At 31.8% G+C, this 19,510-nt stretch carries 16 protein-coding genes and 1 other RNA gene; 7 read left to right on the forward strand and 10 right to left on the reverse strand.

Annotated features, from left to right (window positions below; translation table 11 throughout):
- Positions 1-233: 233 nt before the first annotated feature.
- The 6 genes from A5893_RS09035 (at position 234) to A5893_RS09060 (ending at position 7,189) form a co-directional block, all read left to right on the forward strand.
- Positions 234-1,412, forward strand: coding sequence for an AIR synthase related protein (locus A5893_RS09035; protein ID WP_068822246.1), 1,179 nt, complete (start codon positions 234-236; stop codon positions 1,410-1,412).
- 198 nt (positions 1,413-1,610) lie between these two features.
- On the forward strand, positions 1,611-2,813 hold the full coding sequence (locus A5893_RS09040) for a pyridoxal phosphate-dependent aminotransferase (protein ID WP_068822247.1): 1,203 nt from the start codon (positions 1,611-1,613) through the stop codon (positions 2,811-2,813).
- Positions 2,814-2,899: 86 nt separating this feature from the next.
- Positions 2,900-3,296, forward strand: a transfer-messenger RNA (tmRNA) gene (gene ssrA, locus A5893_RS09045).
- A gap of 119 nt (positions 3,297-3,415) precedes the next feature.
- Positions 3,416-4,015, forward strand: a complete 600-nt coding sequence (locus A5893_RS09050) for a hypothetical protein (RefSeq protein WP_068822248.1) — start codon at positions 3,416-3,418, stop codon at positions 4,013-4,015.
- 237 nt (positions 4,016-4,252) lie between these two features.
- Positions 4,253-6,568, forward strand: coding sequence for a family 20 glycosylhydrolase (locus A5893_RS09055; RefSeq protein WP_068822249.1), 2,316 nt, complete (start codon positions 4,253-4,255; stop codon positions 6,566-6,568).
- Positions 6,569-6,574: 6 nt separating this feature from the next.
- Positions 6,575-7,189, forward strand: coding sequence for a hypothetical protein (locus A5893_RS09060; RefSeq protein ID WP_068822250.1), 615 nt, complete (start codon positions 6,575-6,577; stop codon positions 7,187-7,189).
- Positions 7,190-7,196: 7 nt separating this feature from the next.
- Here the strand turns inward: A5893_RS09060 and A5893_RS09065 are convergent, their stop codons facing one another.
- From A5893_RS09065 to A5893_RS09090, 6 genes are all read right to left on the reverse strand, one after another.
- Entirely contained in the window at positions 7,197-9,065 is a 1,869-nt protein-coding gene (locus A5893_RS09065; RefSeq protein WP_068822251.1) for an LTA synthase family protein, read from the reverse strand.
- Positions 9,066-9,124: 59 nt separating this feature from the next.
- A complete protein-coding gene (locus tag A5893_RS09070) occupies positions 9,125-9,805 on the reverse strand; it encodes a DUF4412 domain-containing protein (RefSeq protein ID WP_068822252.1) in 681 nt (226 codons plus the stop codon).
- Between the two features lie 66 nt (positions 9,806-9,871).
- The gene (locus tag A5893_RS09075; protein ID WP_068822253.1) at positions 9,872-10,642 is read right to left on the reverse strand and encodes an enoyl-CoA hydratase/isomerase family protein; all 771 of its coding nucleotides are present in this window, start codon (positions 10,640-10,642) and stop codon (positions 9,872-9,874) included.
- Between the two features lie 4 nt (positions 10,643-10,646).
- Positions 10,647-12,713, reverse strand: coding sequence for a ComEC/Rec2 family competence protein (locus A5893_RS09080; RefSeq protein WP_068822254.1), 2,067 nt, complete (start codon positions 12,711-12,713; stop codon positions 10,647-10,649).
- Between the two features lies 1 nt (position 12,714).
- Complete coding sequence (locus A5893_RS09085) at positions 12,715-14,772, reverse strand: helix-hairpin-helix domain-containing protein (protein ID WP_068822255.1); 2,058 nt, start codon at positions 14,770-14,772, stop codon at positions 12,715-12,717.
- The gene (locus A5893_RS09090) at positions 14,762-15,562 is read right to left on the reverse strand and encodes a PorV/PorQ family protein (protein WP_068822256.1); all 801 of its coding nucleotides are present in this window, start codon (positions 15,560-15,562) and stop codon (positions 14,762-14,764) included. Before A5893_RS09090 ends, A5893_RS09085 begins: the two co-directional genes overlap by 11 nt.
- 78 nt (positions 15,563-15,640) lie before the next feature.
- On the opposite strand from A5893_RS09090, the gene A5893_RS09095 reads away from it, so the two are divergent.
- Complete coding sequence (locus A5893_RS09095) at positions 15,641-16,687, forward strand: metallophosphoesterase (RefSeq protein ID WP_232456835.1); 1,047 nt, start codon at positions 15,641-15,643, stop codon at positions 16,685-16,687.
- Here A5893_RS09095 and A5893_RS09100 read toward each other — a convergent pair.
- From A5893_RS09100 to A5893_RS09115, 4 genes are all read right to left on the reverse strand, one after another.
- Complete coding sequence (locus tag A5893_RS09100) at positions 16,661-17,575, reverse strand: diacylglycerol/lipid kinase family protein (RefSeq protein WP_068822257.1); 915 nt, start codon at positions 17,573-17,575, stop codon at positions 16,661-16,663. The two genes, A5893_RS09095 and A5893_RS09100, sit on opposite strands and share 27 nt — an antisense overlap.
- 15 nt (positions 17,576-17,590) lie before the next feature.
- Positions 17,591-17,926 carry a MerR family transcriptional regulator gene (locus A5893_RS09105; RefSeq protein ID WP_068822258.1) on the reverse strand — a complete coding sequence of 112 codons (336 nt, stop codon included), beginning with the start codon at positions 17,924-17,926 and terminating at the stop codon, positions 17,591-17,593.
- Between the two features lie 6 nt (positions 17,927-17,932).
- Positions 17,933-18,898, reverse strand: a complete 966-nt coding sequence (locus A5893_RS09110) for a M23 family metallopeptidase (RefSeq protein WP_068822259.1) — start codon at positions 18,896-18,898, stop codon at positions 17,933-17,935.
- A gap of 136 nt (positions 18,899-19,034) precedes the next feature.
- Positions 19,035-19,460: a YMGG-like glycine zipper-containing protein gene (locus A5893_RS09115; protein WP_068822260.1), complete on the reverse strand. Its 426-nt coding sequence runs from the start codon at positions 19,458-19,460 to the stop codon at positions 19,035-19,037.
- Positions 19,461-19,510 lie beyond the last annotated feature (50 nt).

The following is a 19,510-nucleotide window of genomic DNA, read 5'->3' on the forward strand; positions in this document are numbered from 1 at the left end:
GTTTGGGCGTTTTAACACGCTATTCACTATATCTTTTTTTGCTATTTGCATCATGGCAAGAAGCAAAAAAAGGATGCCGTTTCTATCGTTAACGCTCATATATCATGGGAAATTTAAATTGTTAAAATTATAAGCTCAACCAATAAAACCATGTTTTCTAAGATTAAGTTTTAATGTTTAAAACCCAAATTGCTTTATCATAATTGGTGGTTTTTAATATCTTTGCCATCAATATGAGCGATAATCGTTATAATCAACGTGGCGTTTCTGCCGGAAAAGAAGATGTACACAATGCCATTAAAAATATTGATAAAGGCATTTTCCCTCAGGCATTTTGTAAGATAATTCCAGATATTTTAGGTGGTGATGATGCATATTGCAATATTATGCATGCCGATGGCGCTGGCACAAAATCTTCTTTAGCTTATATTTATTGGAAAGAAACAGGCGATATTTCAGTTTGGAAAGGCATTGCACAAGATGCCATCATCATGAATTTAGATGATTTACTTTGTGTTGGAGCAACAGACCATATTTTATTGTCATCAACTATAGGAAGAAATAAAAACTTGATTCCGGGAGAGGTAATTGCAGAAATTATTAACGGAACAGAGGAAATTCTTTCCGATTTACGTGAATTGGGAATCAACATTTTCTCTACAGGTGGCGAAACTGCAGATGTTGGAGATTTAGTTAGAACGATTATCGTAGATTCCACGGTGACTTGTAGAATGAAAAGAGAAGATATTATTTCTAATCATACCATAAAAGCTGGAGATGTAATTGTTGGTTTATCATCTTCTGGCAAAGCGACTTATGAAAAGGAATATAACGGAGGAATGGGTTCTAACGGATTAACTTCTGCCCGTCATGATGTATTTAATAAAGATATAGCTAGTAAATTTCCTGAAAGTTTTGACCCAGCTGTTCCTTTTGATTTGGTTTTTTCTGGTCATAAAAGTTTAACTGATGAAATCAAGATTCACGAAAATTTATCAGTTACAGCTGGTAAATTAGTTTTATCCCCAACCAGGACTTACGCCCCAGTAATCAAAAAAATTCTAGATAAATTCCGTCCTCAAATACATGGGATGGTGCATTGTAGCGGTGGCGCACAAACTAAAGTGCTTCATTTTATAGAAAACCTTCACATTATAAAAAATAATTTATTCCCAATTCCTCCTCTTTTTAAACTGATTCAAGAACAATCTGGTACAGATTGGAAAGAAATGTACAAAGTTTTTAATATGGGCCACCGAATGGAAATTTATTTGGAAGAAGCCTACGCCAATGAAATCATATCTATTTCAAAATCTTTTGGAATTGACGCTCAAATTGTAGGTAGGGTAGAAGCAGCCGATAAAAAGCAGGTTACTATAACTTCTGAAAAAGGAGAGTTTGTTTATCATTAAAATATATTACTTTCCATTTTATAAGTTTTGCGTTAGGGATTGAAACGGCAGCTTTTTTGTCCGCCAGCTGGCTGACAAAAAACTACAGTGTAAAGCCCGCCCGAACGCCCAAATAAATCTCAAAAAATTTTACCTTAATATTAAGTTGTTGCGGTTATACTTGTCTCTTAAATTAAAAGAGATTATTACTTTTGTACCATGCCGAAAATTTCAGAAAAAGGAAAAGTAATGCCTGCTTCGCCAATTAGGAAGCTTACGCCCTATGCCGAGAAAGCAAAACTACAAGGAAAAACAGTTTATCATTTAAATATAGGTCAGCCGGATATTGAGACGCCAGAAATTATGCTGGATGCTGTTAAAAATATTGATTTTAAGGTTTGGTCTTACACTGCTTCTGAAGGAACTTTAACTTACCGAACAAAACTAGCTGAATATTATAATAAGTTAAATTACAATATCACTCCTGAAGATATCATTGTTACAGCTGGGGGTTCTGAAGCGATTATTTTCGCCATGATGAGTTGCTTAAATCCAGGTGATGAGGTAATTATTCCTGAACCTTTTTATGCAAATTACAATGGTTTTGCTTGCGAATGCGATGTAACGGTAAAGCCGATTTTATCCGTTATTGATAATGGTTTTGCTTTGCCGCCAATTGTCGAATTCGAAAAGTTAATTAACGAAAAAACCAAAGCAATTTGTATTTGTAACCCAAATAACCCAACAGGATATTTATATAGTAGAGACGAGATGCAGGCTCTAAAAGAGTTGGCATTAAAATACGATTTGTATATTTTTTCTGATGAGGCTTATCGCGAGTTTTGTTATGATGGCAAAGCATTTATTTCGCCGATGCACTTAACTGGATTAGCCGAAAATGTGATTGTGATGGATACGGTTTCTAAACGTTATAGTGCTTGTGGAGCAAGATTAGGTTGTTTAATTACAAAGAATAAGGAAGTAATGGCTACAGCTTTAAAGTTTGCACAAGCTAGACTAAGCCCTGGCATGGTCGAACAAATTGCCGGAACCGCTGCAATTGATACACCAGATAGTTATTTTAAAGAAGTAAATTCGATGTATACCGAACGCAGAAATACGTTGGTAAAAGCTTTAAATAAAATGCAAGGTGTGTTTTGCCCAAATCCAGGCGGTGCATTTTATGTTGTAGCGAGTTTGCCAATTGATGATTCGGATAGGTTTTGCCAATGGATGTTAGAAGAGTTTTCTTTCGAAAACCAAACGGTAATGATGGCGCCCGCAACTGGTTTTTACGCAACAGAAGGTGCAGGAAAAAACGAAGTAAGAATGGCTTATGTTTTGAACCGAGAAGATTTGAATAAAGCGATGATTTGTTTGGAAGAAGCTTTAAAAATTTATCCAGGGAGAGGTAGGAAATAAAAAGTAAAAAGTAGAAATTAAAAAGTAAAAAGGTAAAATGTTTAGACTCTTAACTTTAAACTCTTAACTTTGGACTCTAATAAAACGGGCTCGACCGGAATAGACAGGATGGATGATAAGTGTGTAAGCATGCAGCGCAATGAGGATTCAGCGCTTAAATATTGATTCTCAAAACACAACAGGCGAAAATAACTACGCTCTTGCTGCTTAATCTTAACGAGTTAAGATTTGCTTAGTCGTACTTTAGAAGTACGAGCGAGATGTTTCCCGAAGGCCAAGTCTGGCGGCAATCGATCAGGAAGCACAGAAATGCTAGAATAAGGAAGACTAAGTTTCGGAGTCTTCACGAAAATTTAAGAAAATAAGGAGTAACCAGATTTTTTATGGTCAAGTTGCTCACGAAAACCAACCATAAAATAAGCATGTAGAAAGCGCAACTGGTCCCATGTTTGGACGAGGGTTCGAATCCCTCCGGGTCCACATTAACAAAACCTTATAAATCATTGATTTATAAGGTTTTTATTCATATGGGGAAGAGTAATAGGATGTAGAAAAAATCAACCATTGCGTACCCATTTCAAAACAATTTAATCATTTAAAATATGTTGAAACTAAGTAGTATAAACACTTTGCTTTTTTTGATTTTGTACTTTACGGCTTGCAATAATGGTGGAAGTAAGGTGCAAAGCAAAACAGACACTCTCTCAAATACCCATAATGATTCCCTAATGTTGAAACCTGATTTTATGTTGCAACCGGGCGAAGCGGCAGGTAAAATTAAACTAGGAGAAGATACCGAATTGCTATTCCAAGAAATGGGAAGGCCAGACTCTAGTGATGCAGCTATGCAAAAGATGGTGGCTTTTTGGTACGAAGGAAATGACAGAACAAAATATTCGACTGCTATTTATGCCTCAAGAGATACTGGAGATATGCCAAAATCAAGAGTCAAACAAATTAGAGTAACTGCTCCCAATTTCAAAACTGCCAATGGAGTTGGCATTGGTTCAATTTTAGATAAGCTTAAAGAAGCTTTTACACTGAGCCAAATCAAGTTTAATAAAGATACATCACGTTTACCACAAGTTTGGGACAGTAAGGATGGAATTGCTTTTGAAATAGACAGTCAGCACAAATGTAGCGCAGTAATCATTCATCAAAAGGATGAGGAATTGAAACCCACCTATTTGCCCTTACGGTAGTTTATAAAAAGTATAGAACAATATAAACTTCTTTGCATGTCAATAAAATCTTTAGCTTGTTATTGATTTTAAACTACCCATTCAATTTTTGTTATATATCTTCTAATATTATTACTGGATTTGATAATCAACAAGATAAAATGAATCTTATAAAATCAAATTTCTTCAAAACCTATTTCCAAAAATATTTTCTTATTTTTCCATTATTCTTACATAGCTCAGTACTCCATTAACAACATGAATTTGAAGCACCTATTTTGCGTTATTTTAATACTCTTCACTACTTTGACATTTGCCCAAACCGATCCAAATTTGGGAATTATACCTGCACCTCAAAGTATTATCATAAAATCTGGCTATTTTCAAATCACAGAAAAAACGGCATTACAATATGAAACTGATGCAGATCGGAAAATAGCAGAGCTTTTTAAAACTTTGGTGAAAGATAAAGAAGGATTTGATTTGGTGATGGCAAAAAACTTTATTCAAGCTCCAGAAAGTATGATTTCTTTTAACTCGGCGAAAAGCCAAAATGTTAATACAGAAACTTATACTTTATATATCGATAACAAAAACATTCAATTAAAAGGAAGTGTAAAAGGTGTTTTTTATTCCATGCAAACGCTTACCCAGCTTTATCTCAATAATTTAGAAACACATCAAATACCACAATGTGCTATAAATGACGAACCTAGATATGAATACCGTGGTTTGCATTTAGATGTTTGTAGATACTTTTTCCCGATAGATTTTATCAAAAAGTATATCGATTTCATGGCTGCTTATAAGCTCAATACATTTCATTGGCATTTAACCGACGATCAGGGTTGGCGAATTGAAATCAAAAAATATCCTAATTTAACTTCGATTGGTGCTTATCGTGATCAAACTATTATTGGTAATTATCATGATCGTATGCCGCAATGGTTTGATGGAAATAAATATGGTGGGTTTTACACTCAAGAAGAAATTAAAGAAGTTGTGGCTTACGCCGATTCAAAATTTATTACTGTAATCCCTGAAATCGAAATGCCGGGACATGCTTTGGCTGTATTGGCTTCTTATCCGGAATTAGGTTGTGGAGACAATCCTGGTCCATATAAAGTTGCGGATAAATGGGGTGTTTTTCCTGATATTTTTTGTGCAGGAAAAGATCATACTTTCGATTTTATGGAAGATGTTTTAACTGAAGTGATGGAATTATTCCCGTCTAAGTATATCCACATCGGCGGCGATGAAGCCCCAAAAACAGTTTGGAAAACATGTCCGTATTGCCAACAAAGAATTAAAAAGGAGCATTTAAAAAACGAGGATGGTTTGCAATCTTATTTTATTCAAAGGATAGAAAAGTTTGTTAATAAAAAAGGAAGATCAATTATTGGTTGGGACGAGATTTTAGATGGAGGTTTAGCTCCAAATGCAACTGTGATGAGCTGGAGAGGAGTGAATGGAGGAATAACTGCTGCAAAACAAAATCATCAGGTAATTATGACGCCCAGTACGGCAGGGCTTTATTTAGATCATACCCAAGGTCGGTCTGATCAGGAACCGGTTGGTATTGGTGGCGACGGCCGCATTTCTAAAATTTACAATTATGACCCAACACCAGAGGTTTTATCGGCTTTACAGCTGAAAAACATTTTAGGGGTGCAAGCAAATATGTGGGCAGAATATTTACCCAACACAACCAAAGTAGAATATATGCTCTTTCCAAGAATAATGGCTGTATCTGAAATTGCTTGGACTAACTTAAATAGAAAGGATTTTAAGAATTTTAATGAAATTCGCATTCCCCAACATTTGGCACTGTTAGATAAAACCAGTACATTTTATAGAGTTCCAGAGGTAATTGGTGCAAAAGATACTTCTATAAATGTTATAAACGATAGCTATAATTTTGATTTTAAGCCTTCTGTAAATGGTGCAAAAGTGTATTATACCATTGATGGATATGAGCCTAACGAAACCACTACTTTATATACGCAGCCTTTTAAAGTAAATGTGCCTAAAGGAGAGATGCGTCCTGTAAAAGCTAGAGTAATTACTCCATTGGGTAAAAAAAGCGTGGTTACAACTACTTTATTATTTAATAGAGATACGCTTAAAGCAGATGATAGCGGAAATAATAAAAACCAAGGAGCGTTAAAATATTATTATTTACCCGGTAAGTTCAAAAACACTTTAGAAATTGATACCAATTTAGCTACAAAAAAAGGTTTAACTAGTCAGATTTCTTTTACTAAAGTGAGCGGCAAAGCAAGAGAATACGGAATTGTTTTTACGGGTTTTATCAATGTAAATGAGAACGCTAATTTTGAATTTTCGCTTTACAGCGATGATGGCAGCCGTTTATATATTGATGATGAACTGATAATTGATAACGATGGTAAACATGCTAGGTTTGAGCGTTCTGCTGGTGTGGCTTTACAATCTGGTTTACATAAAATAAAAGTCTTATATTTTGATGATGGTCCTGGTTCTACCTTACAGGTTTCTGTAAAAGGGACTGATGGTAAAAAGATTGAGATTCCGTCTGTAATGTTATATAATTAATTATAAATGAGATTATTAAAAAGTTTATTTGGTTTAAGTTTGATATTAATTGTTTTATCTTCTTGCGGAGGCGATGAGGATAAAAAGGTAAAAGAAGTTCCAAAAAAGATTGCTGCTTTACCAGCACCTTTTAAACATCATGAAAAAATTGAAGTTGGACCAGAGTTGATTTTTGATATTTACACCTGGGGAAGAGGAGCAGATTCTACCTCTTCTTTACTGGTTTTGCGCTCGGATTCCATTGAAAATGATTTTTCTTTAGCATCTACAAATAACATTAATGGTAAGTTTAAGGAGGTTTTTAATACTGATATGGATGATGATGGTAATCCCGAAGTTTTGATTTACTACACCGCAAATGATAAATTTCAGTCTGCAAAAGTAATTTGTTATGAGTTTACTGGTAAAAATGCAAATGAAATTGATTTCCCTAATTTAAGTACCAAAACCAAAGATCAATATCATGGAAAAGATAAGTTTTATGTAAAAGAGGGAAAATTATTTAGAGAGTTTGATCTATTTGATAACAATGATAAAGAAGGTAAAAAAGCCATCGATAAAAAAGTAATTCAATATTTTATAAAAGGAAACAGACTCGATTTGAACGAAGTAGAGCAATAAAGATTTATCAATATTCTAGGTAATCTTTAAAAACACTTTGCATTAAAGTCTTGGCTTTTTTAATATGATTTTTTTCTTGTTGATCCGTTAAATTTTGATTTTTAAAAATTACATGATTACTTACTGGATCATAACTTAATGCCCCATTTTCATCAATGTATCCAAAACCATTATCCCAGTTATAAAATCCAAACCCTTTTAAATTAGGATTTAAAAGATCTATACTGTACTTAAAAGCAGTATCAGGAATATTTAATTGGTTTAATAAAGTTGAAGCTATATCAGTTTGACCTCCAAACTTATTTATAATTTGCCCCTTATATTTATTAGTTAATGCACCTCCAAATATCAAAAGTGGAATGTGATATTTTTCAGGCTGATAGGTTTCCCTGATTTCTTTTGGTAATCGATGACCGTGATCTGCAGTAATTATAAAAATTGTATTGGCATACCATGCTTGTTTTTTTGCATTTTGAACGTATTGATAAAGTGCTTCATCAACAAAATAACTGGTGCTTCTAAATTTATTTGGCAGACTGTTATCTCCAAATTTACCTTTTACAGGGAGTTGAAAAGGTTCATGATTGGTAAGTGTTAAAAGTGTAGAAAAAAATGGCTGTTTGATTTTGTTTAAAAACGAGATTTGCTTACTAAAAGTCACATCATCATAGGCTCCCCAGTTAGATTTAATCTCAGCGTTTTTAAAGTCTTTCTTTTCAAACAGGGTTTGATATTGATGGCTTAAAATGTAAGACTTAAAGTTAGAAAAATCGGTGTCTCCGCCATAAAAAAAAGAAGTTTGATAGCCATCTGATTTCAAAACTTTAGCTACAGAAGGTAAATTTAGTTGCTTATCATTTTCTTTGATTATAGATTTAATCCCTTGTGCCGGAAAGGCACTGATAACGGCAACAATTCCTTTATCCGTTCTATCTGAAGTAGCATAGATATGATTGAATAATAATCCTTCTTTAATTAACTCACTAAATTTAGGTGTTACGCCTTCTTCACCACCAAGTTCTTTTACTACATCCGCAGTAAAACTTTCCATCACAATTAATACGATGTTTGGTTTTTTAACGGAAAATATCTTTGAGGTAAGTGTATCTTTTTTTGCTAATAAACTTTCAACATTTATTTGTAAATCACTTTCTGAGAAATAGATATATGGATTTTTAACATTGTTTAAGTTTGAAATAATACTCGAAATCAAAAACCAATTTGTATTAATAGCTGCAAAATTTAAAATTTGATGTTTGCTATAATAGGCCTTACTTGTATTCATCGGCGCAACGCCAATCCCACCCCTTATTGCTAAAAATGTGAGGGCCAAAGTAAATAGATAAACAGGGATTTTAAATAATAAGGTAATTCGTTTTTGATCAAAATAATCTGTTTTAAAAACAAGGTTGGAGAATAATGCAAATCCAATAAATATCAGTACAATTAAACCAAAAATATTTAAAAAAATAGGTGAGGAGGCGCTAGATGCAAAAGCTTCTGAAGGAGACTTAATAAGAAATTCTAAGGCTCTATAATTTAGATTTGTTCCCCACTCTCTGTAAATGTTAATATTTACAATGCAATTTATAGATGCAATCACCAAAAAAAAGTAGGTGTAAATTTTTATGGGTTTGATTGATATTTTTAAGTTTGATAGAAAGATGATGCCATAAAATAAAAAAGGAAGTACACATAAATAACCTGCCATTGAAGCATCCATGTGAAGACCATAAACAAAGGAAAAGAAGATTTCTAGAAAATCTAAATCTGCAAGTTTATGATAAAAAGCTATTTCAAAGATTATTCGGCTTAATAAAAAAAAGAGACACCAGCCTAAAAAATATTTTAAAAAAAAAGAAAGGCTTTTAAACATAACGCAATTTAGATTTTTGCATTTATGCTTAAAAGCCTTAACAATAATTTTACTTTATTTTAACCGCCCATTTGGCTTAGCACATCTTCAAATGTCATGGTTTCATAGCCTGTTGGTATATCCATTTTAATGTCTGTAACTGACTCTTCTGTTATACTTTTAAGTGTCATTTTAGATTTCATTCCTCTAGCATTAGAAGAAAATTCTATAGGCACTCCCTTAACATTTTTAATGCTAGAGGTTAAAGAATTTGCTGGGATTGTAATATCTGTAGTTGCCCAAACATCTACACTCTCACCAGAAATTTTGTCCTTTAAAATGTATTTGGTACAGTTATAACCAGCAACTTTTTTAGTTTCCGTAGTAGTGGTTACTTCAACATCTTTTTCGCCTGCTTGCATTTCTTGCATTTTGTCAGTTTGCTCTTGATTCATTTTAACAGCAATTTTTTTGTTCTGCATTGGTACATCTGTTAAGCTCAAGCTTTCTTTAGTTGTACTATTATAAATAACTTCCGTAGCATACATGCCCATATCCATTTTAAACTTGCTGTTATCTCCTTTAAACTGAACCTTAAATTCTTTTGGAAGCATAGCGGCCATAGATTCTTGACCGACAGGCAAATCATATTCTACTGTATAAATTGCCGTACCTTCTTTTATTACTTTTTGGGCCTGTGCCGCAAATGTAGCCCCAAAACAAATAAATGCTATTAGACCTATTTTAGTGTTTTTTAACATGGTTCTTGATTTTTTATTTTAATAATTAGATGTGATTTTACAAATAAAGTTACAGTAAAATTTGAATTACCAAACAATTTTATTTTTATCTAAAAACGCCTGAATTCCTCTTTTACAATCAACTGTAGATCTTGCATGAGCATTCATTTCTGCAGCAAAATCTAATGCTTCTTCCAATGGTTTATCTTGTATTTTATTTAATAATTGTTTTGTTAACGCAATAGATTGCGATGATGTTGTATTGCATAATTTTTCGGCATATTTTGTTACCTCTTCTTCAATCAACTCACCATCAACAATAAAATTAATAAGATTGATGCTTTTAGCTCTTTCCGCATCTATTAAATCGCCACTAAAAACCAGTTCTTTAGTTAAGCCTTCCCCAATTTTTCTTAACAGAAAAACTGCTACAATAGCGGGAATAAAGCCAATCTTAACCTCGGTGTAACCAAATTTGGCTTCTGGTACGCTAAATACAAAATCACAAACCGAAGCTAATCCGCAACCACCAGCAATTGCATGTCCCTGCACTTGTGCAATTACTATTTTCGGTTGTTCGTAAATTAACTGGAATAGATCTTTTAACTGATTAGAATCCTTAAGGTTTTCCTCAAAAGAATTAGATTGTAATTTTTTGAGATAATCTAAATCTGCACCCGCACTAAAAACTTCCCCAACTGCTTTTAATACAATTACTTTAACATTTTCATCTTTTTCTGCTTTTTTAAAACATTGAGTAAGCTGTAAAACAAGTTCTGCATTAAGTGCATTTCTTTTATCCGGACGATTTATTTCTATAAAAGCTACCCTATTTATTATTTGATAATTTACAAACATCTATTTATAATTTAATTTCTATTGCAAAACTTCTTTTTAAAACACTTGGTTTTAAATTCAGTTTTTGAGCTTGATTTTTAAAATCCTCGATAATAAAATCCTTATTTCTACCATCAATAAATAGTTTATGAAAAGAATTTTGGTTTTTTATCGATTGCAAATCTTGTTTTTTATTGCTGCTTAATAAAAGCCAATCTTGCTTAGAATTAGCAAAATTAATGTTTTTATGATTGATGATTTTTAACTTCTTACCCTCAAAGCTAAACAATTTTTCATTTTCAGTAAGATGAGGATTTATCCATTGTATATTATCAATTTGGCAACTATCTAAATAAGGTTTAACCGAAAATAGAAAAGTGAACTCATTGGGATTTAAATCTGAAATTAACACAGCATTATTTCCTTTAATAAATGCAATGGCAGTATTCTTTCTTAAACTAAAAAATAATGCTTGTTTTTGTTTGATGTGCTGAAAAGCTCTAAAATTGGTGGATAGTATTAAAAACAATAAAAAAAGGCTTGCATATTTTCTCAGGTTTTTGTTTTGAATTGATTCGGATGCCAAAAGAATGAATATGTAGAATAATATAATTTCTATACTACCCCACCAAATTTGAGTAACATTTGCATGAGGAATATGTTCTATTAATTTTAAACCATCATTGGTGAATTTGATACTAAATTCTAAACACCAAGCCAATAAAAATGCAATTGACGGGATGAAATAAAGTAATAAAAAGAATAAACCGAAATACATTATTAGTATGGATGGTAGAAATATAAACAGATTACTAAGTATAAAATAGACTGGAAATTGATGGAAATAATATAGACTTAATGGTGCAGTTGCAATCTGAGCGGCTAAAGAAACTGCCGTAAGTTTCCAAATCCAGTCTAAAATTTTATTATTTGTATTATATAAATTATAAACTAAAGGTTGTAAATAAATTATACCTGCAACTGCAATAAAAGAAAGTTGAAAGCCGACATTTATAATTGCGAAAGGGTCGAAAATTAAGATAGCAAAAGCTGTTATGGCAATGATGTTAAATGTGTTTGTTTTTAAAGATCGAGCTTTTCCTAACATAATGAATGTGGTCATTATTGCTGCCCTTTCTATTGAAGGAGCCAACCCTGTAATTAAGGCATAAAACCACACTAAAGAAATCATGATTATGGCTTGTAAAATTCTGCCTTTTTTAGATTTGTTTAGAAACATTAACATAAATGCTAATAAATAAACTACAATTCCAACATGCATCCCAGAAACTGAAAGCACATGCATGGTTCCGGTTTTTGTATAAGTTTGTAAAATTTCCTTACTTAAATCAGCTCTGTAACCTAAAATTAAAGTAGATGCCACTGCTTTTACAGAACTATCCTTCAGATAAGTATTAAATTTTTCAATTTGGCGCTCCCTAAATTTTAATGCAAATTCTTTTATAGGATTTGCCACATGCTCGTCTATTTTCTTTGTCTCTTTTTGATTTATAAAACTTTGATAATAAATTTGTTGAGTGCTTAAGAATCCTTTATAATTAAATTCTGACGGGTTATATGCTGGTTCTGTTTCCTTAAATTTTGATTTGATTAATAATAAATCTCCATAATGTAGATTAAGGCTTTTGGTTGTGTCAAACCTCATTGCCAACAATAATTTACCTTGTGTTTTAACAAGATTATTTTTTTGAAGATTATTTGTAACCTCCACATTAAAGCGAGCGATATCTCCTTTAATTTTTGGCTCCTCTAGTAGGTAAACTATTAATTGTTTAGAAGGTGTTTTTGAGAAATGATTGGTTTTAAAAATTTCTTTATGTTGATTACAAATAATAATTCCTGAGAGGATCATTATTACATAAATACAAATACCAAAATAGTAGGAGTGAAGATAAATTATCTGTTTCTTTAACCATAAATTTAAAGCAACGAACACCAAAGAAAGAATCGTCCAGAAAAAAATAAATAGATTATTTGGAGAAATATTAAAAGAAATAGCGGTTATTATTCCAATTATAAAAAATATTATTAAACGAATAAAGGGAACTTCAGTTTTATAATAGGCAATCATATTAAAACTGAAATCTTACTTGCAATTTAGCTTCCGATCTCAAATTTCCATCTATTTCATCTAATCCCGATCCTACAGTTTGCTGATTATTGTATTGGGTTAAACTATATCTCAACCAAATATCAATACCTCTTTTCAGGTTATATCGGGCATTTAAATAATATCTTATTCCTTTGTTTTGAAAACCCGGAATGGAAAATCCGTATAAAACGTCATTTTCATAAGCATAAATCCGAGTATCAAATCCATCAGTATCAAATAAAGCTAATCTTGTATTGCCAGACCATCTGGAACTTAAAGGGCTGTAAATTATATCCTGATAAGCTAAAAAACCATAACGATTTGTTTTGTTTTCTTCTTGATATTGAACCATTTCTATTCTATTTCTTAAAGCAAAACTTTTGTTAATTTGATACAATAAATCAGCCCTATAATTAGATTTTTTAACGAAAGACAGCGTATTCACAAAAGTTGGGATATCATCATTTTGCTGTTTATTTTGGAATTGATACCTTAAAGTTAAACGGGTAGTTTTATTGGGTGTATAACTTAATTGGCTAAAAATATCATAACCTGTAGAAGGTGCATCAACCCTAAATTTTAAGTAAGGGAATTTAAATAGATCAGTATAAAAATCAAGTTCAAATTTTCGATCTGGTTTTAATTGCAAACCTGCAAAAAAGCCTTTTTCATTAACAGCTGTACTCCCTTCTCCAATTCCTTGATTGTAAAATGAATAGTAATCTTTTTGATAATTTCTATGAAATAAAACCGCAGAAACAATTGGAGATAAACTAGTTATTAATCCATTGATATAGGCTACACCAGAATTCAAACTGTGTGCAAATTCTCCAAAAAAGTAAGTGTTATTAAGCGTATAGCTATAGTTTAAACCTACGTTATTAAGGGAGCTCCCGGTAAAATCAAATTGATTATATAATGATTTACCTGGGGCAAAATCTTGGCTGTAATTGCTATGGTATCCTGTTAGGCCAACTGAAAGTTTTCGATAATTATATTGTAAATTTCCACCAAAAACCATCTGAGAAATTCTTCTTCTATTTTTAAGTTCGCTTAATGTACGGTGAAGTCCACTTTGTTGTAAAGTAGAAATTTCTTCTAAATTGGTTAGTGGATTTAAAGCTAAACCGGCATCTATTTTATTGTATGAAAAAAACGGTGTAAAATCTAGCTTTCCAAAATTTACCTGGGTTGCAATGCCTCTGAAATAAGAAAATTCATTGATTGATGTATAAGGTTTAAGCCCAATGTTGGGTTTAACAACAGAAAATATATCAGCTCCTTTACCAAAGCTTAAACCACTCCATAAAGCTAATCCTTGTCCAAATTGTAAAGAATAATCTCCAATAACTAGTTTTTTTATTTTTCTTAAATCTTTTATGTACAAGCTTGCAGACGAAAAATCGGGTCCGGTTTGTCCGTTATTGCTATTCCAATATTTTTCTCCCGCATCTTTCTCTAAATTTAAAGAGAACTGAATATTATTACTGTATGAAAATCTATAGCGAGTAAATACTCTTTCTGGGGTTCCTAAATATCTGCTAGAGGTATTTGAGGCAGAAGAAAACCCCCGTTGTTGTTCTAAATATCGGCTATATCTTATTAATAGATCATTTTTACCATCTTTAAAAAGTTTATTAAAAGAGAAATTTTCAAAGCCAGTAGGTGTGTTAATATCGGCGAAATAGAGCAGGTTTTTAATGGTTTCTAAATCATAACCACTAATGCTTTGTAGTTCTAAAGTATTCACTAAACTACCATTTAATGATATATGCTCAAATAAAGCATCAATTTGTAAAGGATTTAAAAAAATCAGTTCTTGTAATTGCTCTTTAGAAGTTTTATTAAGATTGATTTTATTACGCTTGTAAAAATTTAGTCTATCAATCAATTCGGAATAATCATAATCTTCGGTTTGATTTGCGGCAACAGACTCTATAATATATTCAATAACTGGATCATCAGTTTGCTGGGCAAAACTTATTTTGCTACATAACAAGAAAAAAAATAATAAAAGAAGTTTTGTCTTAAAACTCATATCCTAAAGCTACTTGAGGTGAATAACCTAAAACAGGATGAGAAGCCACTGCAAAATCTATATTAACTCTTTGATAATTAAGCCCAAAACCAGCAAATTGCTTAAAAGGATTTACAGAAATCCCACCACGCAATGCCACAAATTTTATCAATTTATATTCTATACCAGCTTTAAAATCAGCCTGTGCATCTAATATTTTTTCTAATTCAGTAGTAATTAATAATTGTTCTGAAAAAATATAATTTGCTCCAAATTGGATATGTGTAGGAATAATTTGGTCTGTATTTTCTCCATATCTGGCCTGATTTGGATTAGAGATATGGCTACCTAACCATAATTTAGGAAATGCATTGTATTGCAACCCAACATCAATAGAAAAGGCATTTGAGTTACCATAATTTGATATTTTTAATTGATGGTAATTTAAACCTACTGCCAAAAATAACTTTGGCCCAAATGATTTTGCCAGAGTGAGACCTGTTTTAATTTCTCGATAATCACTTACCCCATAAGAATTAAAAGCTGCACCAATTGCATAATCTTTAATTGGTATAGAAAAAACTGCAGCTTGTGTGCTTAATTCTTTAACACCAAATCTATTTTCATAACCTGCAGCTACAATTGGTTTCAATAAGCCAGCAATACCAGCTTGATTATTTTTAACCGACCAAACATCTTGTAAAGCAACACCAGCATTACCTAGAGCGGTAATTCTTGGACCGTTATTATCTTGAGCTTTTAAAAATGAGGTAAATAATAAAATCCATATTAGTAAGTATAATTTCCTCATGTACAAATATTTGCAATGAAAATACAAATAAGTAACATATTATTTATTTAAATATTAATTTTTTTTGTAAATTAAAATGTGGATAAGCATCAACTAATTTATGAGATATTACTGATTGGGGATTCAGGTAATGTAAAAAGAAAACAACCTGATGAACTATTAGAATTAATGAAAGCACATTTACCATCAAGTAAAGATAGTGCGGTTATTTTTTTAGGCGATAATGTTTATCCTAAAGGTTTGCCCGCAGAAGATGACGTTCTTAGGGAAGATGCAGAAACGGTAATTATAAATCATCATAAAGCTTTAGCTGACTATAATGGAAAAGTGATTTTTATTTCAGGGAATCATGACTGGAATAAAGGTAAAGAAGACGGTATTGAATATGTTTTAAGGCAAGAACATTACATCAACAAACTTTTCAATAATAATGAAACTTACCTTCCTGCAAATGGCTGCCCTGGCCCAAAAGAAGTAATTATTAATGACCAATTAGTAATAGTTGCAATTAACACGCAATGGTGGGTTCAAAAAGGATTTAGACCAATTGGTAAGCATGAAGGTTGTGATATAGAAAATGAGAATGATTTTTTTACTCATCTGGAAGAAATTTTAGAAAGAAATAAAAATAAACGGATTTTAGTTATTGGACATTATCCAATTTACAGTAACTCTTTACATGGAGGAAAGTATTCCCTCAAACATCACTTGTTTCCATTTACACTTTATAAGAAAAAAGCTTTTTTGCCATTGCCTTTGGTGGGTTCTTTACTTCCTTTATATCGAAAATTTTTTGGAGCAAGAGAAGATTTGTCTCATCCAAGGTTTAAGGTTTTAAGAAAAAAACTAAAAGTAATTTTTAAGAAATATCCAGGTTTAATATATGCAGCAGGGCATGAGCATAATTTACAGTTTATAGAGAAATATCAAAATAATTTTATAGTAAGTGGTGCAGCTTCTAAGGCAACGTATGTAGTTGATAGTAAGCACTCAAGATTTGGGATTTCTGCTAAAGGATTTTTTAAACTTAAATTTTATGACGATTTAAAAGTTAAGGCAGAAGTTTTAATTGTAGATGAAAATAATGTTGCTGGTGAATTAATTTACGAGGGTTGGATGTTCTAAATTTTTATTAATTATAACCTTTAAAGTTTGAGGTAAAATCTCAAGATTAATAATCTTTGTTTTGCCCATTATTTCACCATCTATTTGTAAAGTGGTTTTTCTTGAACATTTTACTATCGCCTTCTTACATTTTATTACTTCAAAATATTCAGAATATCTTAGTGTATTAGTAAACATTTGATAGGAAATTTGAAAAATATGCCATTTTGGAAATGGCTTAACGATACAAATTTCAAAAAAACCATCATTTAATTTGCCTGTTGGGTTAATTACCGCTCCAGTACCATATTTTGTAGCGTTCGCAAAAGTTAGAGAAACAGCTTTATATTTCTTTGTTTTTCCATCAAATTCTATATTAAAATGATAGCTTTTTAACACAAATGCTTCAAAAAAAAGATGCTTTGCATAAGTTAACAATCCTCTTTTGCTATCCATCTGAAAGCGTTTAACAATCCTCGCATTAATGCCAACATCGGCAAGGTGCATACTTATCTGATTATTAACCTCCAGCAAATCAATATTTACGGTTTTGCCCTCCACAATTAAATCTAAACAAGAATGTAAGTCTTCTAGTATTTGTAATTCTTTGGCCATTCCGTTTGCGGATCCAAACGGTACTATTAATAGTTTTATAGCTGTTTTATAAATAATCGACGAAACTAAATTAACGGTCCCATCGCCACCCAAGGCCGCAACAATATTGGGATTGTATCTGTCTATTTCTTGAGCTATTTTTTGTTTTGGATTACCATCATCCATCAAACAATGGTCAAATTGGTAACCATTTAATTGAGCATGTTTTGTGATGATATCTTTAATATCTATTTTTTTCTGATTGCCTGCTTTGTGGTTAATTACAAATAATACTTTCAGCGCTCTATTCTCCATCAACAATAAAATAATTTATAATTGTTCTCTAAGTTCCAGCATAAAAGATTTTATCTTTTCTAGTGATACAATCACTTTTTGCTGCTCTAAGGCTTCGTTCTTGTTTTTCTTTAAAAAATCTTTTGCTCCTTGTAAAGTATAGCCTTTATCCTTAATCAAATTAAAAATAATTTTAAGATTTTCTATATCTTCTGGTCTAAACAACCTATTGCCTTTTGCATTTTTTTTAGGTTGTAAAATATCAAACTCTTTTTCGTAAAATCGGATCAAAGAGGTATTTTCTTGAAACATCTCAGCTACTTCGCCAATAGGGTAGTATAACTTATTGATTTCTTTTTCTTTGTATGCCATTAAAATTTAGTCTAATGATTGATTTTCTTGTGATGCCACTTCTAACATAACCATGTACTCTGCCGGAGATAGGTCATTGAAAAAGAAGTTAATTGGATTTATAGGTTTACCACTTTTATAAACTTCATAGTGGCAATGTGGACCAGTAGAAGCTCCAGTATTACCAACGTAACCAATCACATCTCCCCGTTTAATTCTTTGTCCGGTGCGCACTTTAAATTTACTCATGTGAGCATATTTGGTTACATAACCATAACCATGGTTAATCATTACCCTATTCCCATAACCTCGCTCTTGGCCTACTGCTACTATAATCCCATCTCCTGTTGCATATATTGGTGTACCAATTGGAGATGCAAAATCCATCCCATCATGCATTTTCCTAATTTTATAGATAGGGTGCATTCGATATCCAAAACCAGAAATTGAACTTAATTTTCTACTATCAATAGGCTCAATTGCAGGAATAGAAGCCATCATTTTACTTTTAGAATTAACAGCCTTTGCTAATTCATCATAAGATTTAGACTGCACATATAATTGTTTAGAAATGATATCTAATTTTTTGGTAGTTTCTATCATTAAATCAGAATAATCATAATTTTCTAAATTTTTATATCTGTTAATTCCTCCAAAACCAGCATTTCTAACTTCTAATGGAATGGGTTCTGCTTCAAAAATTACCCTGTAAATATTATCATCCCTTTGCTGTAAATCTTTCATTACACCATTTACCTGCTTCATTCGTTTATTCAAAATATCATATTGGAAACTTAACTCACTAATCTCTCTCTTTAATTGCTTTTCTTTTGGTGAGTCTAAAAAAGTATATGCAAAAGCGATTATTATAAATGAGAAAACTAAAGCAGTAGAAACAAAACCTAATACTTTTAAAAATTTATTTCCTAAATTAATCTTAACTTTCTCGTATTTTAGCGTTTGTGAGTTAAAATAATATTTAGTTTTTGCCATTGTTTAAAGGAATTTTAAGCCATTGATAATAGCTACAAATGTAAAATAAATAAACAAACGTAAAAACAAGCTAAATGTGCATAAAAAAGGTCATTAGATTTACCTAATGACCTTAAAATATTTATTTAGCTAAGTATTAATCAGCTCTCCCTGTTTTTTTATCTTTATCTCTGCCAATTAAATAACCAGCACCAGCACCAGTTGCGCCACCAATGATTGCGCCTCTTCCAGATTTTTTGTCAATTAAAGCACCTCCAACAGCACCAGCTGCACCGCCAATTACTGCACCTTTAGCTGCAGAACTCCATCCCTTTTTTTGGGTTGTTGTTGTCGTTGTTGAGGTTTGTCCAGGAGTATCATAATGGTTTACTACCACTGTTTTTGTTTCAACTTCTTCTTTTGCCTTAACTTTTTCAGCTTCAGCTCTTTTAAAGCTATCTAAACTTAGGCTATCCTTCATCATTTTAATGGAGTCAGCTCTATCATCAGAACTAGCTTTATATTTATTATTACAAGCCGCAAGTGATGCAGCTACTAAAATTATGCTCATTAACTTTTTCATAATATTCGTTTTTGATTTAATGACTCATATGAAATTATAATGCCAAAGCC

It is taken from the genome of Pedobacter psychrophilus, assembly GCF_001652725.1.
In the GTDB taxonomy this organism is placed as follows: domain Bacteria; phylum Bacteroidota; class Bacteroidia; order Sphingobacteriales; family Sphingobacteriaceae; genus Pseudopedobacter; species Pseudopedobacter psychrophilus.